Raw genomic sequence first — 24644 nt, forward strand, 5'->3', positions numbered from 1 at the left:
GAATACGGAGCGGGCGATATTGCTGACCTGTGACTACCGGATGCGATGCTGTCGCATCCGGTAGGGTGGGTTATGGATTCATGATGGCGGGAATAACTCAATGGCAAAAAACACATCTTGCGGTGTTCAACTGCGTATTCGTGGCAAAGTGCAGGGCGTTGGTTTTCGTCCGTTTGTCTGGCAACTGGCACAGCAATTAAATCTTCACGGCGATGTCTGTAATGACGGCGATGGCGTGGAAGTCCGGCTGCTGGAAGATCCGCAAACGTTTCTTGTTCAATTGCATCAACACTGCCCGCCGCTGGCGCGTATTGATAGCGTTGAGCGTGAGCCGTTTATCTGGTCACAACTGCCCACTGAGTTCACTATCCGCCAGAGCACAGGCGGCACCATGAATACGCAAATTGTTCCGGATGCCGCCACGTGCCCTGCCTGTCTTGCTGAAATGAATACCCTGGGCGAACGGCGTTATCGTTATCCGTTTATCAACTGTACCCACTGCGGCCCGCGTTTCACCATTATTCGCGCGATGCCTTATGACCGCCCATTTACCGTGATGGCAGCGTTTCCGTTATGTCCGGCCTGTGACAAAGAATACCGCGACCCGCTCGATCGTCGCTTCCATGCCCAGCCGGTGGCTTGCCCGGAATGTGGTCCGCATCTTGAATGGGTAAGTAATGATGTACATGCCAAACAAGAGGCTGCTTTACAGGCTGCTATAGCACAGTTAAAAGCGGGAAAAATCGTCGCCATCAAAGGGATTGGCGGATTTCATCTCGCCTGTGATGCACGTAACAGTGACGCGATAGCAACACTACGAGCGTGCAAACATCGCCCGGCGAAACCGCTGGCGGTTATGTTGCCAACGGTAGAAAACCTACCAGAGGCTGTCCGTCAGTTGCTCACCACGCCTGCCGCGCCGATTGTGCTGGTGGATAAAAAATACGTTCCCGAACTTTGTGACGATATTGCCCCATGCCTTAACGAAGTTGGGGTGATGTTGCCTGCGAATCCACTGCAACATTTGTTGTTGCAGGAACTGCAATGCCCGCTGGTGATGACCTCCGGCAACCTGAGTGGCAAACCTCCGGCTATCAGCAATGAACAGGCGCTGGAGGATTTGCAGGACATTGCCGACGGATTCTTGTTGCATAACCGCGATATTGTGCAGCGGATGGATGACTCGGTAGTGCGCGAAAGTGGCGAAATGTTGCGCCGTTCGCGTGGCTATGTACCGGATGCGCTGGCTTTGCCGCCGGGTTTTAAAAATGTGCCGCCGATGCTGTGTCTTGGCGCAGATCTGAAAAACACCTTCAGCCTGGTGCGCGGTGAACAAGCCGTGTTGAGTCAGCATCTGGGCGATTTAAGCGACGATGGTATCCAGATGCAGTGGCGCGAAGCGTTACGCCTGATGCAGAACATCTACGATTTCACCCCGCAATGTGTTGTGCATGACGCGCATCCGGGCTATGTCTCCAGCCAGTGGGCGAGTGAAATGAATCTGCCGACGCAAACGGTGTTGCATCATCATGCTCATGCGGCGGCGTGTCTGGCGGAGCATAACTGGCCGCTGGATGGCGGTGATGTCATTGCTTTGACGCTTGACGGTATCGGTATGGGCGAGAACGGCGCTTTGTGGGGCGGCGAGTGCCTGCGGGTGAACTATCGTGAATGCGAGCGCCTGGGCGGCTTGCCTGCAGTGGCGCTTCCTGGTGGTGATCTTGCCGCAAAGCAGCCGTGGCGTAACCTGCTGGCGCAGTGCCTGCGCTTTGTGCCGGAGTGGCAGAATTATCCTGAAACGGTAAGTGTGCAACAGCAAAACTGGAGCGTGCTGGCGCGGGCCATTGAACGAGGCATTAACGCGCCGCTGGCGTCATCGTGCGGGCGTTTGTTCGATGCCGTGGCGGCGGCGCTGGGCTGTGCGCCAGCCACGTTAAGTTATGAAGGGGAAGCGGCTTGTACGCTGGAGGCGCTGGCGTCTTCATGCCACGGCGTGAAGCATCCGGTGACAATGCCGTTGGTCAATAATCACCTGGATCTCGCCATTTTCTGGCGGCAGTGGCTGAACTGGCAAGCTCCGGTTAATCAACGGGCGTGGGCGTTTCATGATGCGCTGGCGCAGGGGTTTGCCGAGTTGATGCGCGAGCAGGCTACGATGCGCGGTATCACTACGCTGGTATTCAGCGGCGGGGTTATTCATAACCGCCTGCTGCGTGCACGTCTGGCGCATTATCTCGCTGATTTCACATTGCTTTTCCCGCAGAGTTTACCTGCGGGTGATGGTGGATTATCTCTGGGGCAGGGGGTTATTGCTGCGGCTCGCTGGCTGGCGGAAGAAGTCCAGAACGGATAAAACGTGTTGCATTTGGACACCATTGCCGGATGCGGCGTAAACGCCTTATCCGGCCTACACATGTGCTCCCCGTAGGTCGAATAAGACGCGCCAGCGTCGCATCCGGCATTTTGGGCACAGTAGGCGGATGCGTCATGAACGTATTATGTGACCAACATATACGCTCTCTGTAGGTCGGATAAGGCGCGCCAGCGTCGCATCCGACATTTTGGGCACAGTAGGCGGATGCGGCGTAAACGCCTTATCCGGCCTACACATGTGCTCCCCGTAGGTCGAATAAGACGCGCCAGCGTCGCATCCGGCATTTTGGGCACAGTAGGCGGATGCGTCATGAACGCATTATGTGACCAACATATACGCTCCCCGTAGGTCGAATAAGACGCGCCAGCGTCGCATCCGGCATTTTGGGCACAGTAGGCGGATGCGTCATGAACGCATTATGTGACCAACATATACGCTCTCTGTAGGTCGGATAAGGCGCGCCAGCGTCGCATCCGACATTTTGGGCACAGTAGGCGGATGCGTCATGAACGCATTATGTGATCAACATATGCGCTCTCCGTAGGTCGGATAAGGCGCTCGCGCCGCATCCGACAACCGTGTTGCCTGATGCGACGCTGGCATTTTGGGCACAGTAGCCAGATGCGCCTACACCGGTAACGTTTTCAACAATCCAAACGCCTCTTTCATCCGATCTTCACTGACCACAAAGGCACGTAACTGATCGGTATCGTCCAGACCGCGTGCCACCATTCCCTGGTTTTCGGCACAAATCTGCCAGCGTAAATCCCGACGCTGGGTTTCCCCTGCCAGATGCAGTGGTAACTCCGGCGTTTTGATTTTTACCAGCATCGCCGGTAGTTTCAGAGGCGTATTAGCGCCGAGCAGATTTTTTGCCAGCATCATTGCGCTAAGTTGAATCGGCTGCAGAAACGGCAATACCTGACCGTTAATTTCCGCGCAATCGCCCAGCGCGTAAATATCGGCATTGCTGGTTTGCAGATAACTATCGACGCAAACGCCGCGATTAATCGTCAGCCCGGCGCGTCGTGCCAGGGCGGTTTCCGGGCGCAGCCCGGTGGCGGCAATCACCGCATCCACTTCGATGCTGCGCTGGCGGTCCAGGGTTGCACGGATGCCAGAATCCGTTTTTTCCAGCGCCAGTAACTGAGATTTCAACAGCAGATGGACGCCCATCTCCGTCAACCGATGTTGTAAGCGACTGCTTACTTCCGGTGGCATTAACGATGCCAGAATACTGGCGGCGTTGTCGATCAGCGTGACTGCTTTGCCTGCCCGACAAAAATCCATCGCCAGTTCGCTACCAATCAGGCCGCCACCGACAATCAACACGCGCTGCGCTTCCCGTAGTTGCGTTTCACAGGCGCGATACTCTTGCTGACTATTTAAAGTAAGCATTAACTCACGCCCAGGCACCGGCGGGACGAAGGCGCTGGCACCGATTGCCAGCACTAACTTGTCGTACTGCCACTGATTATTCTGGCTTTTCACCACATGGGCTTCGGCATCAATATCCGTCACCCAGGTTTGTGGAAACAGGCGCAGATTAAACTGTTCGGCAAATTCTCCCGCCGTCTGGCGGGTAAGGTCGTCGGCACGTTGTCCCTGACTGATAACATGGCTGAGATCAGGTTTGTTGTACTCATCCATGCTATCGGCAGCAATCAGGGTTAATGGAATACTGGCGTCCTGTTTGCGAATATTTTTCACCAGTTGGCGGGCGGCGAAGCCCGAACCAATGATCACAATACCGTTGCTCATTTTGCCTCCGATGCCAGTTCATCAAAGACGTCTTTGCCGAGGGAACATTCCGGGCACAGGAAGTTATCCGGAACTTCACTCCACGGCGTTCCCGGCGCGACGTCCTGCATTGGCTCGCCTTTTGCTGGATCGTAAATCCACTGGCAGACGCTGCACTGCATCCGTGGGCCGAGGTCGGTTGTTGTGGTGGCACTGGTTTCTTCTTTAACCACCGTATTCACTGTGCTCTGCGGCAGCGGCGCGAGCGCCCACTGACGGGCGATTTCACGACCGTGTTCACGACATAACTCCAGCGCGTCCTGATCCGGTCGCCATTTGGCTTTCAGACTAAGTGACATTTCGAAGCCTGCATCCTGCAAGCGCGTAGAAAGACGATCAACCGCACCGCCGCTCCAGCCGTGGGAGCCGAAAGCGCTGGCGCGTTTGTTACGGAAGCGCAATCCGGTCATCTCCTCCACCAGCCCGGCGATTTTCGGCATCATTACGTTATTCATCGTCGAAGTCCCAACCAGCACGCCTTTTGAGCGGAAGACATTGGTCAGGATTTCGTTTTTATCGCTCCGGGCGACGTTGAAAATTTTCACCGCTACGCGCGGGTCGGTTTCTGCAATCCCCTGGGCGATAGCGTCAGCCATCATGCGGGTGTTATTCGACATGGTGTCGTAGAAAATAGTGATCCTGTCTTCCTGATAATCCGCCGCCCATTTCAGGTACAGCTCGACAATCTGCGTCGGGTTATCGCGCCACACCACACCGTGAGAGGTGGCAATCATATCGACCGGCAAGTTAAAGCCCAGAATCTCGGTGATTTTGGGGGTTACCAGGCGGCTGAACGGCGTCAGGATATTGGCGTAGTAACGCTGGCACTGTTCGAAAAGCTCGGTCTGATCCACTTCATCGTTGAACAGATGCTCGTCGCAGTAGTGCTGACCAAAGGCATCGTTACTGAACAGCACCGCGTCGCCTGTCAGGTAAGTCATCATGCTGTCCGGCCAGTGGAGCATTGGTGTTTCGACAAAAATGAGCTGTTTGCCGTTACCGATATCCAGCGTGTCGCCGGTTTTCACCACGTTGAAATTCCACTCCGGATGATGGTGATGACCATTAATTGAGTCGATGGCGTTGGCAGTACAGTAGATTGGCGTATCCGGAATTTGCGCCATCAGTTCGGTCAGCGCCCCGGCGTGGTCTTCTTCTGCATGGTTAATTACGATGTAATCGATATCTGCCAGATCGATTTCATTACGCAGGTTCTGCACAAATTCGCGGCTGAATTTATGGTCGACAGTGTCGATTAGCACGTTTTTTTCTTCGCGAATGAGGTAGCTGTTGTAGCTGCTGCCGCGCAGCGTTTTATATTCTGTGCCGTGAAAATCACGCACTTCCCAGTCACGTTGACCAACCCAATGAATGTTATTTTTCACCACAATAGACATAGCAACCTCAATTTATTCAGCGTGTTCTAAAAAGATGTCTTGTTAATTGCAGATTGCGTGCCAGTTTTTTATCTAATTGTTTTTACTCTATAAATTAATTTATGCTCATTAATGAGTAGTCAAAATGACTATTAATCAGATGGTCGATATGACAATATCTATAGTCAAATTGACAGTGAGGCAAAGATGAGTTTTTCCGTTGATGTGCTGGCGAATATCGCCATCGAATTGCAGCGCGGGATTGGCCATCAGGATCGTTTTCAACGCCTGATTACCACGCTGCGTCAGGTGCTGGAGTGTGATGCGTCAGCGTTGCTGCGCTACGATTCGCGGCAATTTATTCCGCTCGCCATCGACGGGCTGGCAAAAGATGTGCTCGGCAGACGCTTTGCGCTGGAAGGGCATCCGCGGCTGGAAGCGATTGCCCGCGCCGGGGACGTGGTGCGTTTTCCTGCAGACAGCGAATTACCCGATCCCTATGACGGTTTGATTCCCGGGCAGGAGAGTCTGAAGGTTCATGCCTGTGTTGGTCTGCCATTGTTTGCCGGGCAAAACCTGATTGGCGCATTGACGCTCGACGGGATGCAGCCCGATCAGTTCGATGTTTTCAGCGATGAAGAGTTACGGCTGATTGCCGCGCTGGCGGCGGGGGCGTTAAGCAATGCGTTGCTGATTGAACAACTGGAAAGCCAGAATATGTTGCCGGGTCATGCCGTGCCGTTTGAAGCGGTGAAAGAGATGCAGATGATTGGCCTGTCGCCAGGTATGACGCAACTGAAAAAAGAGATTGAGATTGTGGCAGCGTCCGATCTCAACGTCTTAATTAGCGGTGAGACGGGAACAGGTAAGGAGCTGGTGGCGAAAGCGATTCATGAAGCCTCGCCGCGGGCGGTGAATCCGCTGGTTTATCTCAACTGCGCCGCACTGCCGGAAAGCGTGGCGGAAAGTGAGCTGTTCGGGCATGTGAAAGGGGCGTTTACCGGCGCTATCAGTAACCGCAGTGGTAAGTTTGAAATGGCGGATAACGGTACGCTGTTTCTGGATGAGATCGGTGAGTTGTCGTTGGCATTGCAGGCCAAGCTACTGCGGGTGTTGCAGTATGGCGATATTCAGCGCGTTGGCGATGACCGCAGTTTGCGGGTGGATGTGCGCGTACTGGCAGCGACTAACCGCGACTTGCACGAAGAAGTACTGGCAGGGCGATTTCGCGCCGATTTATTCCATCGCCTGAGTGTGTTTCCGCTTTCCGTGCCGCCGCTACGTGAGCGGGGCGATGACGTTATTTTGCTGGCGGGTTATTTCTGCGAGCAGTGCCGTCTGCGACTGGGACTTTCTCGCGTGGTGTTGAGCGCCAGTGCGCGGAATTTATTGCAACACTACCGTTTTCCGGGAAACGTGCGCGAACTGGAACATGCTATTCATCGGGCGGTAGTGCTGGCGAGAGCGACCCGCAGCGGTGATGAAGTGATTCTTGAGGCGCAACATTTTGCTTTTCCTGAGGTGACGTTGCCGTCGCCAGAAGTGACGACAGTGCCCGTCGTTAAACAAAACCTGCGTGAAGCGACAGAAGAGTTCCAGCGCGAAACCATTCGCCAGGCGCTGGCACAAAATAATCACAATTGGGCCGCCTGTGCGCGGATGCTGGAAATCGACGTCGCCAACCTGCATCGGCTGGCGAAACGTCTGGGATTGAAGGATTAAATAATCCCGGCCTGATAGAAATCCTGCAGGTTAATCGCGCCGGCGAGTTTACCGTTTTCATCTACCACCGGTGCGGCGGTGATTTTGCGCTTCATCAGGATCTCTTTGGCGTCAATGGCGCGGCTTTGTGCCTGTAATGTGGTGCCACCAGCCGTCATCGCTTCATTAACGGGCGTGGTGAGTGCACCAGCGCCAACCAGCCAGCGACGTAAATCGCCGTCGGTAAAGACGCCTTTCACCAGTCGTTGATCATCACACACTGCCACCAGCCCTAACCCGGTGCGGCTGAGTTCCAGCATCGCGTCCATCACGCTGGCGGTTAACGCCACCTGCGGGACAGCATCATCACGGCGCATCAGATGATGCACTTTGTTCAGCAAGCGAGCGCCCAGCGCGCCGGCTGGATGGGAGCGGGCAAAATCTTCTTCATTAAACCCACGCGCCTGCATGACCGCCATCGCCAGCGCATCGCCCATCATCAGGGTATTGACGGTGCTGGAAGTCGGCGCAAGGTGCATCGGGCAGGCTTCGCGTTCTACGGAAATATCCAGCACCGCTTTCGCCGCCAGACCCAGCGGTGACGTCGGTTTACCGGTCATTGCCAGCAGAGCAATAGATTTGTCTTCCAGACGCGGAATAATCAGATCCAGTTCCTTTGCGCCACCGGAGTACGAGATAAACAGCATTACATCGCGGCTTTCAATCATCCCCAGATCGCCGTGCAGTGCCTCTGCCGGATGGACAAAAAAAGCAGGCGTGCCAGTGCTGGCAAGCGTTGCGGCGATTTTCTTACCAATGTGGCCCGATTTGCCAATTCCCGAAACCACCACTTTGCCTTCGCAGTGCAGGATGATATTGGCGGCGCGAACAAAATCATCGCCCAGACGTTCAGGTAAACGGCTTGCTTCCTGCAACTCCAGCATTAACGTCTGACGTCCCGCGTTCAGTAGTGCTTCACTCATTGCTTTCTCCGGTGATGATCACGTCGATCCCTTTCTCTTCCAGCGCCTGACGAAACGCTGGAGAAATGCCTGCGTCGGTAATGAGTTTATCGACGCTTTCAAGACTGCAAACTACATTGGGGCTTTTACGACCAAACTTCGATGAGTCAGCCATCAAAATAACTTCGCGCGCAGCATTACACATCGCTTTACTGACGGTGTAGACCTCGTTGAAAGTCGTTACGCCTGCATTCAGATCGATGCCGTCGGTGCCCATAAACAATTTATCGAAGCTGAAATGTTCGAAGGCATTCTCGGCAAGTTGCCCGTGAAATGAGGCCGATTTTTTGCGAAATGTTCCGCCAGGCATCAGGATGGTTTGCTCGTTATCCAGTTCGGATAGCGCATTGACAATATGCAGACTGTTGGTCATCACTGTGATGTTATTAAAGCGCGAGAGCATTGGCACCATCTGCAATACGGTACTGCCAGCATCGAGAATGATTGAGTCGCCATCGTGGATAAAACTGACGGCGGCTTCCGCTATCAACTCTTTTTTGTGGGTGTTGATGAGCGTTTTATGATCGATTGGCGGATCGGATTCCTCTTTATTTAACACCACGCCGCCATAGGTACGAATGACGGTTCCGGCATGTTCCAGAATGACCAGATCTTTGCGAATGGTTGTGCCTGTGGTGTCAAAGTATTGCGCCAATTCTTCAACCGAGCATTTCCCCTGCTTTTGCAGATACTCCAGAATGGCGGCCTGACGCTGACGAGGTTTCATAGGCGTGATTACCTGATTTAGGTTTCAAAATGATAACTTCGCAAGCAAGTAGCATTCACAACGAAATTATCTACGTTTCAGTTTAAGCGCCAATGATAGAGCATTCTGCGATAATGGATCATGGGGAAAGATCACATCGGGCCGTAAATCAGCAGAATGCATACCCGTAATGGCGGGAATTTTTTGCGGTCGGGCGAAAACGGTCAGTCCTTTCATAAACAAGGTGTCGACGATGCGCTGCTGATCGTCTAGGGCGATGGCGACTACGACCCGCGGTTTAAAGCGCCCGCTGGAACGGCCCACGCCAACGCGGCCTTGCTGGCAAAGTGCATCGAAGGCACGGTTAAAACGAGAAATTTGCCAGCCGCCTAAGGCCAGTTGTGTACACCAGGCGATAACGGCGACGGTGATGAGAGCGGATACCATAATCTCTCCTTATATGTGGTGGCGGAGGATTTCCGCTGAGAATGTTTACAGTGTGTGCTTTATTCATGCCGGATGCGGCGTGAACGCCTTATTAGGTCTTAAAAGTTTTGTTAATTCAATGTGTTGTATGGGTGTCGTAGGCCTGATAAGCGTAGCGCATCAGGCAGTCTCGCGGAGATCCTTAAAGGATCTCCGCTGTTGATCAGAACATGACCTGACCGCCAGTGACATTAATCGACTGCCCGGTGCAGTACGACGCTTTGGGACTGGCGTAGAACAACAACATATTCAGCACGTCCTGATAATCGCAGCCGCGCTTAAGTGGCACTTTATCGATGTAATATTGCTCGACTTGATCCGGTTTTATGCCCAGCTTAGTGGCGTATTGCGGCAATAGTGACTGGAACATAGGTGATTTCAGCAAGTTACCGAGCATCAGTGAATGCACCGTAATGCCGTACTCCGCAAGATCCAACGCCAGTGACTGGGTAAGACCGACTCCGCCAAATTTCGCGGCGCTGTAACCAGAGTTGTGTTTGCTGCCCACTTTGCCTGATTTCGAGTTGATCTGAATAATCCGTCCCTGAATGCCGTCGCGGATCATCAGGCGCGAAAATTCACGCGCACAAAGGAAGTAGCCCACCAGATTTACCTGTAGCGAGCGGTCAAAATCCCCCAGTTGGAAATCGCTGATAAACGCTGCTTTAGCAATTCCGGCGCTGTAGACCAGTAAATCCACACGACCAAAGATCTCATCTACCCCACGAGAGAGTGCCAGTACGCTCTGCTCGCTGGTGGCATCAGCACCAAAACCATATGCCATGCCTTCGCCATATTCTGCATTAATTTCTTGCGCCACATTTGCAGCTTTGTCGCTCTGAATATCGACAACCGCCACGCGATACCCCTCGGCAGCCAGACCGTGGCACAGGAACGCGCCTAAGGTTTGCCCACCACCGATGACAACAGCAACCTGATTCATTTTTTACTCCTTAACAGATTCAAACTTCAAAACTGATCCCGGCGCGATATCGTCGGGTACGGGGCCTGCCACATGGACAGTGCCCGGAAATTCCGCTTCGTTTAAACCATCGAAGCGCAGGGTGACATGACCCAGTTCGCGAAGGTTGTCTTCCGCCACGCTGCCAACGGCGGTTACCGGATAGCGATGCTGTCCGAGAGAAAATTGCAAACCGGGATGGAGTTCACCTTTCAATTCGCCGTGGCAATGAATGAAGCAATACTCTTCGAGATCCGCAGGCGCGCCTTCACGAAAGGTGATGAGCATCTGATCGCTGAGAGCGTCAGTCGCACTCGCGCCGATACGGGTGATGGTGGTCTGATAAATAACGGTCATGTTTTAACCTCTATTGATAGATAAAACCGGAGACAAACCAGGCGATAAGTACGGTAGGCGCGCCGGTCAGAAAGCGGCTCACCAGTACAGAAGGGACACCGACGCGAACCGTGTCCTGACGGGCTTCCGCCAGAGACAAACCGACCGGGATAAAATCGCAGGCCGCCTGCGCGTTGATGGCAAACAGCGCCGGTAAAGCCAGATGCGGCGGAATATTGCCGAGACCAATCTGCACGCCAATCAATACGCCGATAACCTGCGCGATAACCGCGCCAGGGTCGAGGAAAGGCGAAAGCAGCGGAAAGGAGCAGATGAGTGCCAGCATCACCAGTCCCAGAGGATGACTGGCCAGCGGAGCAAGACCGTGGGCTATCCAGTCGCCAAGACCGGAAGCCATAATGATGCCGATAAGCGCCGAGACGAACGCCATAAACGGCAGGATGGTTTTTAATACGGTGTCGATGGTGTCGCGGCCAGACTGGAACAGCACGGCAACCGCAGACCCCATGCCCATTCCTACTTTCGCCAGTAAGCCATCGCTTTGTTCGGTGATTTTCTTGCTGGTATCGTAGTCACGACCTACGGTAGAGGATTGTGGAGCAGCATCACCCACTACAGTGATGTTTTCTTCTTTTACACCGGAGACATAAATATCTTCCACGATGTACTGCGCCAGCGGACCGGACTTGCCCGTTGAGTGGATATTGATAGTGGGAATACGCCGCTTGGGGTAGATGCCGCAGCGCAGTGTACCGCCACAGTCGATTACCGCGACGCCGATTTCCGCTTCTGCGGGTTCACCTTCTTTAAATCCGTCGATAGCCTGCCAGCCAGTAAGCTGTGCCAGTTTGTCGACAATCGCAGGACGTGTACCGGCGGTGATATAGACGATTTTTTTCCCCGGAGTGGCTTCCAGCTCCAGCGGGCCGCCCCAGCCACCCGTCCCTTTTTCGATCCGAATACGTGTCATGATGTTGCTCCTGCCAGACGAACTTTCTGTTCAAGTTGAATGCCCATCTTTTTCTCAAAAATGGCGGTGGTCAGGTCGGTCACCCAACCGCGGAAGAAGTTAGTGATCAGGCCTACCAACAGATAACTGACGGCCAGCGGGCCAAGTGGCAGGTTCAGCGTTGTCAGACCGCTGGCAATTCCAAGATAAACAAACAATTCGCCGGGGTTGATATGGGGGAAGAGGCCATTCATTGAGTGGCAGCTATAAGAAGCCGCCGCATAGTAGCTGGGTTTGTACTTTTCCGGCATAAAGCGACCGAGGCTTAAGGTCATGGGGTTACAAAAGACAAACGTACCAATGCACGGTAGCAGCAGGTAACGGGAAACAGGATTACCGGCACAACGTTGAGCAAAACGTTCAATACGATGTTGACCGATAAAATTAATCAGTGCGTTCATGATTACCAGCAGGCTAATCAACAGCGGAAGAATGCCGGTCACCATCCCGGTAAACACCTCTCCACCTTTCTGGAACAGCCCGATGAACCACTCTGCGCCATGAGTAATGGTTTCTATCATTGTTCTCTCCTTCAGAATTTATTGTTTTATTACCAAACGGCAACCTAATCTAATCAGATCGAAAGATTTAAAAGTGTTATTTTGATCGCAAAATGAAAGATAAATATTTTAATTTGAAAGTTATAGTGAAGGTGTGTCGATGAAGGGTATTTGAGTTATGTAAAGTCCGTATCGGGGAGCGACTACCGCTTCCTTGTGCAGGGCGCGATGCTTTACCATACTTGCCCAGGTTGAATCTGTTAAATGGACTCCTCATGTTCAAGCGTCGTTATGTAACATTGCTTCCCCTTTTTGTGTTGCTTGCCGCCTGCAGCAGCAAGCCAAAACCTACCGAGACTGAAACGACCACCGGAACGCCGTCTGGCGGCTTCCTGCTTGAGCCGCAGCACAATGTGATGCAGATGGGCGGTGACTTCGCCAACAACCCGAATGCCCAGCAGTTCATCGATAAAATGGTGAGCAAACACGGCTTCGATCGTCAGCAACTGCAAGAAATCCTTTCCCAGGCGAAACGTCTGGATTCGGTACTGCGGTTGATGGATAACCAGGCACCGACCACATCGGTGCAGCCGCCATCAGGCCCGAACGGTGCATGGCTGCGTTATCGCAAAAAATTTATTACTCCGGATAACGTGCAGAACGGCGTGGTTTTCTGGAATCAATATGAAGATGCGCTGAATCGCGCGTGGCAGGTATATGGTGTACCGCCAGAAATTATCGTCGGAATTATTGGCGTCGAAACCCGCTGGGGACGCGTGATGGGTAAAACCCGCATCCTTGATGCGCTGGCAACGCTGTCATTTAACTATCCACGCCGCGCGGAATATTTCTCTGGCGAACTGGAAACCTTCCTGCTAATGGCGCGCGATGAGCAGGATGATCCGCTCAATTTGAAAGGTTCCTTTGCCGGAGCGATGGGCTATGGACAGTTTATGCCATCGTCTTACAAACAATACGCCGTGGACTTTAGCGGTGATGGTCATATCAACCTGTGGGATCCGGTTGATGCTATTGGTAGTGTGGCAAACTATTTCAAAGCGCACGGCTGGGTGAAAGGTGACCTGGTGGCGGTGATGGCAAACGGCCAGGCTCCAGGTTTACCAAATGGTTTCAAAACTAAGTACAGCATTTCGCAGCTTGCTGCGGCAGGTTTGACGCCGCAGCAGCCGTTGGGGAATCATCAGCAGGCCAGCTTGCTGCGTCTGGATGTTGGGACGGGTTACCAGTACTGGTATGGTCTGCCGAACTTCTACACCATTACTCGTTACAACCACAGCACCCATTATGCAATGGCAGTCTGGCAGTTAGGACAGGCTGTGGCGCTGGCGCGCGTACAGTAACAACTGACAAGAGGGGAGTTTAAACTTCCCTCTGCTTTATTACTGTTTATTCGAATTACGTAATTGCTTGATTTTTTTCGACAGCGATATCGTATATCCCAGGCATACAACGCCTAATGCAGCCTGACCGAAGTCGAAAGGTTCAAGATAGCCAGAAGATAAAATCTTACATACCACTGCAACCAGGGCGCTGACGCCGCCAATGGTGACCCACATGCGCATTTGCGTGGTCTGTTTGAGCACGTTTTGTGGGGTGTTATCCGTTTTCTTTGTTGCCATTGCTTTTCTCTCCCTGTGAATACATATCAATGTGAACGCGGCATGGTAGCTTTTTTCTTTACCGGTTGGTCGTAACAGTCTTATTTCGGAATGCGACTCGTAAAATGAATCGCTCGTCCCCATCTTCTGCGGGAAAGTGCTATCTTGTCCGGCATAAATTTTTGACTGACAGAGGTTGTGATGACTGACAGTGAACTGATGCAATTGAGTGAACAGGTCGGGCTGGCACTGAAAGCCCGTGGCGCAACCGTCACAACCGCTGAGTCTTGTACCGGCGGTTGGGTCGCGAAAGTTATTACCGATATTGCTGGCAGTTCCGCCTGGTTTGAACGCGGATTTGTCACCTACAGTAACGAGGCTAAAGCGCAGATGATCGGCGTACGTGAAGAGACGCTGGCGCAGCATGGCGCGGTGAGTGAACCCGTCGTGGTGGAAATGGCAATTGGTGCACTGAAAGCGGCTCGAGCTGATTATGCCGTGTCTATCAGCGGCATTGCCGGACCGGATGGCGGCAGTGAAGAAAAGCCTGTAGGCACCGTCTGGTTTGCGTTTGCTTCTGCCAGCGGCGAAGGCATTACCCGCCGGGAATGCTTCAGCGGTGACCGTGATGCAGTACGACGTCAGGCGACGGCTTATGCATTACAGACGTTGCGACAACAATTTCTACAAAACACTTGATACTGTATGAGCATACAGTATAATTGCTTCAACAGAACATATTGACTATCCGGTATTACCCGGCATGACAGGAGTAAAAATGGCTATCGACGAAAACAAACAGAAAGCGTTGGCGGCAGCACTGGGCCAGATTGAGAAACAATTTGGTAAAGGCTCCATCATGCGCCTGGGTGAAGACCGTTCCATGGATGTGGAAACCATCTCTACCGGTTCGCTTTCACTGGATATCGCGCTTGGGGCAGGTGGTCTGCCGATGGGCCGTATCGTCGAAATCTACGGGCCGGAATCTTCCGGTAAAACCACGCTGACGCTACAGGTGATTGCCGCTGCGCAGCGTGAAGGTAAAACCTGTGCGTTTATCGATGCTGAACACGCGCTGGACCCAGTCTATGCACGTAAACTGGGCGTCGATATTGATAATCTGCTGTGCTCTCAACCGGACACTGGTGAGCAGGCTCTGGAAATCTGTGACGCTCTGGCACGTTCTGGCGCGGTAGATGTTATCGTTGTTGACTCCGTTGCGGCGCTGACGCCGAAAGCAGAAATCGAAGGCGAAATTGGTGACTCTCATATGGGCCTTGCGGCACGTATGATGAGCCAGGCGATGCGTAAGCTGGCGGGTAACCTGAAGCAATCCAACACGTTGCTGATTTTCATCAACCAGATCCGTATGAAAATTGGCGTGATGTTCGGTAACCCTGAAACCACTACCGGTGGTAATGCGCTGAAATTCTACGCTTCTGTTCGTCTCGATATCCGCCGTATTGGCGCGGTGAAAGAGGGCGAAAACGTGGTGGGTAGCGAAACTCGCGTGAAAGTTGTGAAGAACAAAATCGCTGCGCCGTTTAAACAGGCTGAATTCCAAATCCTCTACGGCGAAGGCATCAACTTCTACGGCGAACTGGTTGACCTGGGCGTGAAAGAGAAGCTGATCGAGAAAGCGGGTGCATGGTACAGCTATAAAGGCGAGAAGATCGGCCAGGGTAAAGCAAATGCGACAGCATGGCTGAAAGACAACCCGGAAACTGCGAAAGAGATCGAGAAGAAAGTGCGTGAGTTGCTGCTGAGCAACCCAAATGCAACGCCAGATTTCTCTGTTGATGACAGCGAAGGTGTAGCAGAAACGAACGAAGATTTTTAATCGTCTTGTTTGATACATAAGGGTCGCATCTGCGGCCCTTTTGCTTTTTAAGTTTTAAGGGGATGCCATGACCGAATTAACGCCCCGTCGCCCGATATATACTCGCCTGTTGGATCGCGCGGTACGTATTCTGGCGGTACGTGATCACAGTGAGCAGGAACTGCGCCGTAAACTTGCCGCACCGATTATGGGCAAAAATGGCCCGGAAGAGATTGATGCCACGGCAGAAGATTATGAGCGTGTTATCGCCTGGTGTCATGAACACGGTTATCTCGATGACAGCCGCTTTGTTGCACGCTTTATCGCCAGTCGCAGTCGCAAAGGATATGGACCGGCACGTATTCGTCAGGAACTGAGCCAGAAAGGGATCTCCCGAGAGGCGACAGAAAAAGCGATGCGTGAATGTGACATCGACTGGTGCGCGCTGGCGCGTGATCAAGCGACGCGAAAATATGGTGAACCTTTGCCAACCATCTTTTCAGAAAAAGTTAAGATCCAGCGTTTTCTGCTCTATCGTGGCTATCTGATGGAAGATATCCAGGAGATTTGGCGAAATTTTGCCGACTGAACGCATACGGTATTTTACTTCCCAGTCAAGAAAACTTATCTTATTCCCACTTTTTCAGTTACCAGCCCGGCGGTTAACAACACGTTGCTGCTGGTAGCGATATTTCTTTAGCTTGATTTCAGGATAATTATGAGCAAGAGCACCGCTGAGATCCGTCAGGCGTTTCTCGACTTTTTCCACAGTAAGGGGCATCAGGTAGTTGCCAGCAGTTCCCTGGTTCCCCATAACGACCCAACTTTGTTGTTTACCAACGCCGGGATGAACCAGTTCAAGGATGTGTTCCTTGGGCTCGACAAGCGTAATTATTCCCGCGCTACCACTTCCCAACGCTGCGTGCGTGCGGGTGGTAAACACAACGACCTGGAAAACGTCGGTTACACCGCACGCCATCACACCTTCTTCGAAATGCTGGGCAACTTCAGCTTCGGTGACTATTTCAAACACGATGCTATTCAGTTTGCATGGGAATTGCTGACCAGCGAAAAATGGTTTGCCCTGCCGAAAGAGCGTCTGTGGGTTACCGTCTATGAAAGCGACGACGAAGCCTACGAAATCTGGGAAAAAGAAGTTGGGATCCCACGCGAACGTATTATTCGCATCGGTGATAACAAAGGTGCGCCATACGCATCTGACAACTTCTGGCAGATGGGCGACACTGGACCGTGCGGCCCGTGCACCGAAATTTTCTATGATCACGGCGACCATATCTGGGGTGGCCCTCCGGGAAGCGCAGAAGAAGACGGCGACCGTTACATTGAGATCTGGAACATCGTCTTCATGCAGTTCAACCGCCAGGCCGATGGCACTATGGAACCGCTTCCGAAGCCGTCTGTTGATACCGGTATGGGGCTGGAGCGAATTGCTGCGGTGCTGCAACACGTTAACTCTAACTATGACATTGACCTGTTCCGCACGCTGATTCAGGCGGTTGCAAAAGTCACTGGCGCGACCGATCTGAGCAACAAATCGCTGCGTGTTATCGCTGACCACATTCGTTCCTGCGCATTCCTGATAGCAGATGGTGTCATGCCATCCAATGAAAACCGTGGTTATGTACTGCGTCGTATCATTCGTCGTGCGGTACGTCACGGCAATATGCTGGGCGCGAAAGAAACCTTCTTCTACAAACTGGTTGGTTCGCTGATCGACGTTATGGGCTCTGCGGGTGAAGACCTGAAACGCCAGCAGGCGCTGGTTGAGCAGGTGCTGAAAACTGAAGAAGAGCAGTTTGCGCGTACTTTGGAGCGCGGTCTGGCGTTGTTGGACGAAGAGTTAGCGAAACTTTCTGGTGATACGCTGGATGGCGAAACGGCTTTCCGTCTGTACGATACCTACGGTTTCCCGGTTGACCTGACGGCTGACGTTTGTCGTGAGCGCAACATCAAAGTCGATGAAGCCGGTTTTGAAGCAGCAATGGAAGAGCAGCGCCGTCGCGCACGTGAAGCCAGTGGTTTTGGCGCTGATTACAACGCGATGATCCGTGTTGATAGCGCTTCTGAATTTAAAGGCTATGACCATCTGGAACTGAACGGCAAAGTGACTGCACTGTTTGTTGATGGCAAAGCTGTTGATGCAATCAATGCAGGCCAGGAAGCGGTTGTCGTACTGGATCAAACGCCATTCTATGCAGAATCAGGCGGCCAGGTTGGCGATAAAGGCGAACTGAAAGGCGCAAGCTTCTCTTTTGCGGTGGAAGACACTCAAAAATACGGCCAGGCGATAGGTCACATCGGTAAACTTGCTGCGGGTTCTCTGAAAGTGGGCGACGCGGTGCAGGCTGATGTTGATGAAGCGCGCCGCGCCCGTATTCGTCTGAACCACTCCGCAACGCACCTGATGCACGCTGCATTGCGCCAGGTTCTGGGTACTCATGTCTCCCAGAAAGGTTCTTTGGTTAACGACAAAGTGCTGCGTTTCGACTTCTCGCATAACGAAGCGATGAAACCTGAAGAGATTCGAGCGGTCGAAGACCTGGTGAACGCACAGATTCGTCGCAACCTGCCGATCGAAACCAACATCATGGATCTTGAGGCGGCTAAAGCGAAAGGCGCGATGGCGTTGTTCGGTGAGAAGTATGATGAACGCGTACGTGTGCTGAGCATGGGCGATTTCTCTACCGAGCTGTGTGGCGGTACTCACGCCAGCCGCACCGGTGATATCGGCCTGTTCCGCATCATCTCTGAATCGGGTACTGCTGCAGGCGTTCGCCGTATCGAAGCGGTAACCGGAGAAGGTGCTATCACCACTGTTCATGCGGACAGCGATCGCTTAAGCGAAGTCGCGCATCTGCTGAAAGGCGATAGCAACAATCTGGTTGATAAAGTGCGTTCAGTGCTGGAACGTACGCGTCAGTTGGAAAAAGAGTTACAACAGCTTAAAGAACAGGCTGCTGCGCAGGAGAGTGCGAATCTTTCCAGTAAGGCAATTGATGTTAATGGTGTTAAGCTGTTGGTTAGCGAGCTTAGCGGTGTTGAGCCGAAAATGTTACGTACCATGGTTGACGATTTAAAAAATCAGCTGGGGTCGACAATTATCGTGCTGGCAACGGTAGCCGAAGGTAAGGTTTCTCTGATTGCAGGCGTATCTAAGGACGTCACAGATCGTGTGAAAGCAGGGGAACTGATTGGTATGGTCGCTCAGCAGGTGGGCGGCAAGGGTGGTGGACGTCCTGACATGGCGCAAGCCGGTGGTACGGATGCTGCGGCCTTACCTGCAGCGTTAGCCAGTGTGAAAGGCTGGGTCAGCGCGAAATTGCAATAATATAAGCGTCAGGCAATGCCGCAGAGTGAGTCTGCGGCATTCGCATCAACGCTATCGACAACGATAAAGTCAGGTTGAAGTTGTGTATATCGGCTAAACTTAGGTTTAACAGAATGTAATGCCATGACTGCTTACATGTAATGTGTTTGTCATTGCTTACTTTTTGGCGTTATATGATGGATAATGCCGGGATACAGAGAGACCCGACTCTTTTAATCTTTCAAGGAGCAAAGAATGCTGATTCTGACTCGTCGAGTTGGTGAGACCCTCATGATTGGGGATGAGGTCACCGTGACAGTTTTAGGGGTAAAGGGCAACCAGGTACGTATTGGCGTAAATGCCCCGAAGGAAGTTTCTGTTCACCGTGAAGAGATCTACCAGCGTATCCAGGCTGAAAAATCCCAGCAGTCCAGTTACTAATCTTTCCGCGTCTCATCTTTAACGGTGAGACGCACCCTCAAAATTTCTCCTTCACTTCATTTTCTTTTCGCGTTACACCCGTTCATTCATCTTTAGTCTCCCTTTTTCTGTATTACCGCTACCTTTCAGATGCCCGTTTTTCTGTTGATAAAACACTCTTTTTGGCGTTTTTACAGACTAATTGAGCGTGAAGTGTGCAAACGATAAAAGTGTGGGAAAAATTGTTTGACTTATAAGTCTCAGAAAGTAATATGTGCGCCACGCAGCGGCGATGAGCGATAAACAAGTTCTTCGAAGCACTCGTAAGAGGCGTGTGGTGAGGTGGCCGAGAGGCTGAAGGCGCTCCCCTGCTAAGGGAGTATGCGGTCAAAAGCTGCATCCGGGGTTCGAATCCCCGCCTCACCGCCATTTGCATCCGTAGCTCAGCTGGATAGAGTACTCGGCTACGAACCGAGCGGTCGGAGGTTCGAATCCTCCCGGATGCACCATATTCTCCGTAACCTTCAGCGATGAAGGTATCGAAGGGGTGGCGGTACTAACCGCAGGCACCAGGGAGGATAACGTTGCTTTAGCAACGACCCTAAGGGCGAGCCGCAAGGCGAGTAATCCTCCCGGATGCACCATCTCTTGCTTGATACGGCTTTAGCAGCGGTGTCAAAAAATCTGCAGTAAAGTAAGTTTCCCGATGCATCCGTAGCTCAGCTGGATAGAGTACTCGGCTACGAACCGAGCGGTCGGAGGTTCGAATCCTCCCGGATGCACCATATTCTACGTAACCTTCAGTGATGAAGGTATCGAAGGGGTGGCGGTACTAACCGCAGGCACCAGGGAGGATAACGTTGCTTTAGCAACGGCCCGAAGGGCGAGCAGCAAGGCGAGTAATCCTCCCGGATGCACTATCTCTTACTTGATATGGCTTTAGTAGCGGTATCAATATCAGCAGTAAAATAAATTTTCCCGATGCATCCGTAGCTCAGCTGGATAGAGTACTCGGCTACGAACCGAGCGGTCGGAGGTTCGAATCCTCCCGGATGCACCATATTCTCCGTAACCTTCAGCGATGAAGGTATCGAAGAGGTGGTGGTACTAACCGCAGGCACCAGGGAGGATAATGTTGCTTTAGCAACGGCCCGAAGGGCGAGCCGCAAGGCGAGTAATCCTCCCGAATGCACCATCTCTTGCTTGATATGGCTTTAGTAGCGATATCAATATCAGCAGTAAAATAAGCTTTCCCGATGCATCCGTAGCTCAGCTGGATAGAGTACTCGGCTACGAACCGAGCGGTCGGAGGTTCGAATCCTCCCGGATGCACCATTCTCTTCGTATTATCCACGATTGATAATCTTCATGGTCTGCAAAATTGACGCAAGCACCAGGGAGGATAACGTTGCGCCAGCAACGGCCCGAAGGGCGAACGCCAGTGAGTCATCCTCCCGGATACACCATCTTCTCCAAAAGATCCCCTCAAAAATATTTCATTTCTAAATGACGATTTTATCCATTTCCTGAATAATCTTCCCCTTCGCCATCAGCGACAAAATCAAGCAATTACGCTAAAGTAGCGTCATATTTTTCGATTTGTGAGAAGGCCATGTACGAGCGTTATGCTGGTTTAATATTTGATATGGATGGCACCATTCTGGATACCGAGCCTACGCACCGTAAAGCGTGGCGCGAAGTATTAGGACGTTACGGTCTTCAGTACGATGTACAGGCCATGATCGCACTTAATGGTTCGCCTACCTGGCGTATTGCTCAGGCGATCATTGAGTTGAACCAGGCCGATCTCGACCCACATGCTCTGGCGCGTGAAAAAACAGAGGCGGTAAGAAGCATGCTGCTGGATAGCGTCGAGCCGCTTCCTCTTGTTGACGTAGTGAAGAGTTGGCATGGTCGTCGCCCAATGGCTGTCGGTACGGGGAGTGAAAGCGCTATAGCTGAGGTGCTGTTAACACATCTGGGATTGCGCCGTTATTTTGACGCCGTCGTTGCTGCCGATCACGTCAAACATCATAAACCTGCGCCAGACACATTTTTGTTGTGCGCACAGCGTATGGGAGTGCAACCAACACAGTGCGTGGTCTTTGAAGATGCTGATTTCGGTATTCAGGCTGCTCGCGCCGCAGGCATGGACGTTGTGGATGTTCGCTTGTTGTGAGTGAGGCGCTATCGCTCTTCTCGTTGTTTGCCAGTAGTTTTCTCAGCGCTACACTATTACCCGGCAATTCGGAAGTTGTGCTGGTGGCAATGTTACTTTCTGGGGTGAGTCATCCCTGGGTTTTAGTATTAACAGCAACAATGGGTAATAGCCTTGGAGGGTTAACTAACGTTATCCTTGGGCGTTTCTTTCCATTGCGCAAAACATCGCGCTGGCAAGAAGAAGCCATTGGCTGGCTGAAACGCTATGGCGCAGTCACACTCTTATTAAGCTGGATGCCAGTGATTGGCGACTTACTGTGTCTGTTAGCGGGATGGATGCGCATCTCGTGGGGACCAGTAATCTTTTTTTTGTGCCTTGGTAAAGCGTTGCGCTACGTTGCGGTTGCAGTAGCCACCGTTCAGGGCATGATGTGGTGGCACTAATTGTAGGCCTGCACACATGGCCACCATTACAGTTATGCTAATTAAAACGATTTTGACAGGCGGGAGGTCAATTTGATCCCGGACGTATCACAGGCGCTGGCCTGGCTGGAAAAACATCCTCAGGCATTAACGGGGATACAGCGCGGTCTTGAGCGCGAAACTTTACGTGTTAATCCAGATGGCACACTAGCAACAACGGGTCATCCTGAAGCATTAGGTTCCGCACTGACGCATAAATGGATCACGACCGATTTTGCCGAAGCGTTGCTGGAATTTATTACGCCGGTCGATGGCGATATTGAACATATGCTGACCTTTATGCGCGATTTGCATCGCTATACCGCGCGTAACATTGGCGATGAGCGGATGTGGCCGTTAAGTATGCCATGTTACATCGCGGAAGGTCAGGATATCGAACTGGCGCAGTATGGCACTTCCAATACCGGTCGCTTTAAAACGCTGTACCGTGAAGGGCTGAAAAATCGCTATGGCGCGCTGATGCAAACCATCTCCGGCGTACACTACAACTTCTCTTTACCAATGGCATTCTGGCAGGCGAAGTGTGGTGATATCTCGGGCGTTGACGCCAAAGAGAAAATCTCAGCGGGCTACTTCCGTGCTATCCGTAACTACTATCGTTTCGGTTGGGTTATCCCGTATTTGTTTGGCGCTTCCCCGGCGATTTGTTCTTCTTTCCTGCAAGGTAAACCGACGTCGCTACCGTTTGAGAAAACCGAGAGTGGCATGTACTACCTTCCGTATGCGACCTCTCTTCGTTTGAGCGATCTGGGCTATACCAATAAATCGCAAAGTAATCTTGGTATTACCTTTAACGATCTCTACGAGTACGTAGCTGGTCTGAAGCGGGCAATTAAAACGCCGTCGGAAGAGTACGCGAAGATTGGTCTTGAGAAAGACGGCAAGCGACTGCAAATCAACAGTAACGTACTGCAGATTGAAAATGAACTGTATGCGCCGATTCGTCCGAAACGCGTTACTCGCAGCGGTGAGTCGCCTTCTGATGCGCTGTTGCGCGGCGGCATTGAATATATCGAAGTGCGTTCGCTGGATATCAACCCCTTCTCACCGATAGGTGTTGATGAGCAGCAGGTGCGTTTCCTCGACCTGTTTATGGTCTGGTGTGCGTTAGCTGACGCGCCGGAAATGAGCAGTAGCGAACTTGCCTGTACACGCGTCAACTGGAACCGGGTGATCCTTGAAGGGCGTAAGCCGGGGCTGACGCTGGGAATTGGCTGTGAAACTGCACAATTCCCGCTGCCGCAGGTGGGCAAAGATCTGTTCCGGGATCTGAAACGTGTTGCGCAAACCCTGGACAGCATTAACGGCGGCGAAGCGTATCAGAAAGTGTGTGATGAGCTGGTAGCCTGCTTTGATAATCCCGATCTGACTTTCTCTGCCCGTATCTTACGGTCTATGATTGATACTGGCATTGGCGGAACTGGTAAAGCATTTGGTGAGGCTTACCGCAATTTGCTGCGTGAAGAGCCGCTGGAAATTCTGCGTGAAGAGGATTTTATTGCCGAACGCGAAGCGTCTAAACGCCGTCAGCAGGAAATGGAAGCTGCAGATACCGAACCGTTCAAGGTGTGGCTGGAAAAACACGCCTGACAGAAAAGAAAAAGGCCACTCGTGAGTGGCCAAAATTTCATCTCTGAATTCAGGGATGATGATAACAAATGCGCGTCTTTCATATACTCAGACTCGCCTGGGAACAAAGAGTTCAGAATATTTTAAAAAAAATTACCGGAGGTGGCTAAATGCCGTTGTTAGATAGCTTCACAGTCGATCATACCCGGATGGAAGCGCCTGCAGTTCGGGTGGCGAAAACAATGAACACCCCGCATGGCGACGCAATCACTGTGTTCGATCTGCGTTTTTGCGTGCCGAACAAAGAAGTAATGCCAGAAAAAGGTATCCATACTCTGGAGCATCTGTTTGCTGGTTTTATGCGCAACCATCTTAACGGCAACGGCGTTGAGATCATCGATATCTCGCCAATGGGTTGTCGCACCGGTTTCTATATGAGTCTGATTGGTACGCCAGATGAGAAGCGTGTCGCTGATGCCTGGAAAGCGGCAATGGAAGATGTACTGAAAGTGCAGGATCAGAATCAGATCCCGGAACTGAATGTCTACCAGTGTGGCACTTACCAGATGCACTCGTTGCAGGAAGCGCAGGATATTGCACGTAGCATCCTGGAACGTGGTGTGCGTATCAACAGCAACGAAGAGCTGGCGTTGCCGAAAGAGAAATTACAGGAACTGCACATCTAGTCAGTTTAAGCAGAAGAAGCCGGACATGCAGTAGCACCGTCCGGCTTGCCTGATGCGCTACGCTTATCAGGTTGATGCAGGGAGCGCGCCACCCGTATACCGCGACGGGCGGCAAAGTGGCATTAAAAGAGATATTTCATGCCCAGCATTCCCTGGGTATCGCTGTAACCGTTGTCACCCAACTGCTGGGCGACGTTGCCCCACAGTTGCAGACGCGGATTAAGCTGACCTTCCACCCCGACTTTTAACTCACCGATGTTACGCGCAC

The 24644-nt window shown here is 52.2% G+C and carries 23 protein-coding genes and 5 tRNA genes; 17 read left to right on the forward strand and 11 right to left on the reverse strand.

From position 1 onward, the window contains the following. Positions 1 to 100 precede the first annotated feature (100 nt). Positions 101 to 2353, forward strand: a complete 2253-nt coding sequence (gene hypF, locus C7B16_RS13860) for a carbamoyltransferase HypF (protein WP_107179827.1) — start codon at positions 101 to 103, stop codon at positions 2351 to 2353. A 648-nt stretch (positions 2354 to 3001) separates the two neighbouring features. Here hypF and norW read toward each other — a convergent pair. Then, positions 3002 to 4135, reverse strand: coding sequence for an NADH:flavorubredoxin reductase NorW (gene norW / locus C7B16_RS13875; protein WP_107179829.1), 1134 nt, complete (start codon positions 4133 to 4135; stop codon positions 3002 to 3004). After that, the gene (gene norV / locus C7B16_RS13880) at positions 4132 to 5571 is read right to left on the reverse strand and encodes an anaerobic nitric oxide reductase flavorubredoxin (RefSeq protein ID WP_000029627.1); all 1440 of its coding nucleotides are present in this window, start codon (positions 5569 to 5571) and stop codon (positions 4132 to 4134) included. Before norV ends, norW begins: the two co-directional genes overlap by 4 nt. Positions 5572 to 5757: 186 nt before the next feature. On the opposite strand from norV, the gene norR reads away from it, so the two are divergent. Beyond that, positions 5758 to 7272: a nitric oxide reductase transcriptional regulator NorR gene (gene norR, locus C7B16_RS13885; RefSeq protein ID WP_000010765.1), complete on the forward strand. Its 1515-nt coding sequence runs from the start codon at positions 5758 to 5760 to the stop codon at positions 7270 to 7272. On the opposite strand, the gene gutQ is transcribed toward norR, so the two are convergent. From gutQ to srlA, 7 genes are all read right to left on the reverse strand, one after another. Next, positions 7269 to 8234, reverse strand: coding sequence for an arabinose-5-phosphate isomerase GutQ (gutQ, locus tag C7B16_RS13890; protein ID WP_107179830.1), 966 nt, complete (start codon positions 8232 to 8234; stop codon positions 7269 to 7271). The genes norR and gutQ overlap by 4 nt on opposite strands. Beyond that, positions 8227 to 9000 (reverse strand): glucitol operon DNA-binding transcriptional repressor SrlR, encoded by a 774-nt coding sequence (gene srlR, locus C7B16_RS13895; RefSeq protein WP_000804554.1) that lies wholly within the window; start codon positions 8998 to 9000, stop codon positions 8227 to 8229. The genes gutQ and srlR overlap by 8 nt, the downstream gene beginning before the upstream one ends. 66 nt (positions 9001 to 9066) lie before the next feature. Then, positions 9067 to 9426 (reverse strand): transcriptional regulator GutM, encoded by a 360-nt coding sequence (gene gutM / locus C7B16_RS13900; RefSeq protein WP_000252920.1) that lies wholly within the window; start codon positions 9424 to 9426, stop codon positions 9067 to 9069. A gap of 202 nt (positions 9427 to 9628) precedes the next feature. Beyond that, positions 9629 to 10408 (reverse strand): sorbitol-6-phosphate dehydrogenase, encoded by a 780-nt coding sequence (srlD, locus tag C7B16_RS13905; protein ID WP_001077342.1) that lies wholly within the window; start codon positions 10406 to 10408, stop codon positions 9629 to 9631. A 3-nt stretch (positions 10409 to 10411) separates the two neighbouring features. Continuing rightward, on the reverse strand, positions 10412 to 10783 hold the full coding sequence (gene srlB / locus C7B16_RS13910; RefSeq protein ID WP_024249976.1) for a PTS glucitol/sorbitol transporter subunit IIA: 372 nt from the start codon (positions 10781 to 10783) through the stop codon (positions 10412 to 10414). A 10-nt stretch (positions 10784 to 10793) separates the two neighbouring features. Further along, positions 10794 to 11753, reverse strand: a complete 960-nt coding sequence (gene srlE, locus C7B16_RS13915) for a PTS glucitol/sorbitol transporter subunit IIB (protein ID WP_107179831.1) — start codon at positions 11751 to 11753, stop codon at positions 10794 to 10796. Further along, on the reverse strand, positions 11750 to 12313 hold the full coding sequence (gene srlA / locus C7B16_RS13920; protein ID WP_000573320.1) for a PTS glucitol/sorbitol transporter subunit IIC: 564 nt from the start codon (positions 12311 to 12313) through the stop codon (positions 11750 to 11752). Before srlA ends, srlE begins: the two co-directional genes overlap by 4 nt. 254 nt (positions 12314 to 12567) lie before the next feature. Between srlA and mltB the strand changes: the two genes are divergently transcribed. Then, positions 12568 to 13653, forward strand: coding sequence for a lytic murein transglycosylase B (mltB, locus tag C7B16_RS13925; RefSeq protein WP_001516936.1), 1086 nt, complete (start codon positions 12568 to 12570; stop codon positions 13651 to 13653). A 39-nt stretch (positions 13654 to 13692) separates the two neighbouring features. Here the strand turns inward: mltB and C7B16_RS13930 are convergent, their stop codons facing one another. Beyond that, a complete protein-coding gene (locus C7B16_RS13930; RefSeq protein ID WP_000201680.1) occupies positions 13693 to 13932 on the reverse strand; it encodes a hypothetical protein in 240 nt (79 codons plus the stop codon). Positions 13933 to 14112: 180 nt separating this feature from the next. Between C7B16_RS13930 and pncC the strand changes: the two genes are divergently transcribed. The 14 genes from pncC (at position 14113) to luxS (ending at position 24376) form a co-directional block, all read left to right on the forward strand. Continuing rightward, entirely contained in the window at positions 14113 to 14610 is a 498-nt protein-coding gene (gene pncC / locus C7B16_RS13935; protein WP_000132228.1) for a nicotinamide-nucleotide amidase, read from the forward strand. A 79-nt stretch (positions 14611 to 14689) separates the two neighbouring features. Next, positions 14690 to 15751, forward strand: coding sequence for a recombinase RecA (gene recA, locus C7B16_RS13940; protein ID WP_001516934.1), 1062 nt, complete (start codon positions 14690 to 14692; stop codon positions 15749 to 15751). Between the two features lie 67 nt (positions 15752 to 15818). Next, positions 15819 to 16319, forward strand: coding sequence for a recombination regulator RecX (recX, locus tag C7B16_RS13945; protein WP_000137971.1), 501 nt, complete (start codon positions 15819 to 15821; stop codon positions 16317 to 16319). A gap of 129 nt (positions 16320 to 16448) precedes the next feature. Continuing rightward, positions 16449 to 19079, forward strand: a complete 2631-nt coding sequence (alaS, locus tag C7B16_RS13950) for an alanine--tRNA ligase (RefSeq protein ID WP_107179832.1) — start codon at positions 16449 to 16451, stop codon at positions 19077 to 19079. Between the two features lie 234 nt (positions 19080 to 19313). After that, positions 19314 to 19499, forward strand: coding sequence for a carbon storage regulator CsrA (gene csrA, locus C7B16_RS13955; RefSeq protein WP_000906486.1), 186 nt, complete (start codon positions 19314 to 19316; stop codon positions 19497 to 19499). 315 nt (positions 19500 to 19814) lie between these two features. Then, a tRNA-Ser gene (locus tag C7B16_RS13960) sits at positions 19815 to 19907 on the forward strand. A gap of 3 nt (positions 19908 to 19910) precedes the next feature. Then, positions 19911 to 19987 (forward strand) — tRNA-Arg (locus C7B16_RS13965). A 199-nt stretch (positions 19988 to 20186) separates the two neighbouring features. After that, positions 20187 to 20263, forward strand: a tRNA-Arg gene (locus tag C7B16_RS13970). A 198-nt stretch (positions 20264 to 20461) separates the two neighbouring features. Beyond that, a tRNA-Arg gene (locus C7B16_RS13975) sits at positions 20462 to 20538 on the forward strand. Between the two features lie 198 nt (positions 20539 to 20736). Continuing rightward, positions 20737 to 20813 (forward strand) — tRNA-Arg (locus tag C7B16_RS13980). 277 nt (positions 20814 to 21090) lie between these two features. Then, on the forward strand, positions 21091 to 21657 hold the full coding sequence (yqaB, locus tag C7B16_RS13985) for a fructose-1-phosphate/6-phosphogluconate phosphatase (RefSeq protein ID WP_016262456.1): 567 nt from the start codon (positions 21091 to 21093) through the stop codon (positions 21655 to 21657). After that, positions 21654 to 22082 (forward strand): YqaA family protein, encoded by a 429-nt coding sequence (locus C7B16_RS13990; protein ID WP_001287460.1) that lies wholly within the window; start codon positions 21654 to 21656, stop codon positions 22080 to 22082. Before yqaB ends, C7B16_RS13990 begins: the two co-directional genes overlap by 4 nt. Before the next feature lie 72 nt (positions 22083 to 22154). Further along, positions 22155 to 23711, forward strand: a complete 1557-nt coding sequence (gene gshA / locus C7B16_RS13995) for a glutamate--cysteine ligase (protein ID WP_001516931.1) — start codon at positions 22155 to 22157, stop codon at positions 23709 to 23711. Positions 23712 to 23860: 149 nt separating this feature from the next. Beyond that, positions 23861 to 24376: an S-ribosylhomocysteine lyase gene (gene luxS, locus C7B16_RS14000; protein WP_001516930.1), complete on the forward strand. Its 516-nt coding sequence runs from the start codon at positions 23861 to 23863 to the stop codon at positions 24374 to 24376. A 122-nt stretch (positions 24377 to 24498) separates the two neighbouring features. On the opposite strand, the gene C7B16_RS14005 is transcribed toward luxS, so the two are convergent. After that, a partial coding sequence (locus C7B16_RS14005; protein WP_123059915.1) for an autotransporter outer membrane beta-barrel domain-containing protein occupies positions 24499 to 24644 on the reverse strand: 146 nt, incomplete at its 5' end.

Origin of the sequence: Escherichia sp. 20412-1 (assembly GCF_003027595.1) — a bacterium.
Taxonomy (GTDB): Bacteria; Pseudomonadota; Gammaproteobacteria; order Enterobacterales; family Enterobacteriaceae; genus Escherichia; species Escherichia marmotae.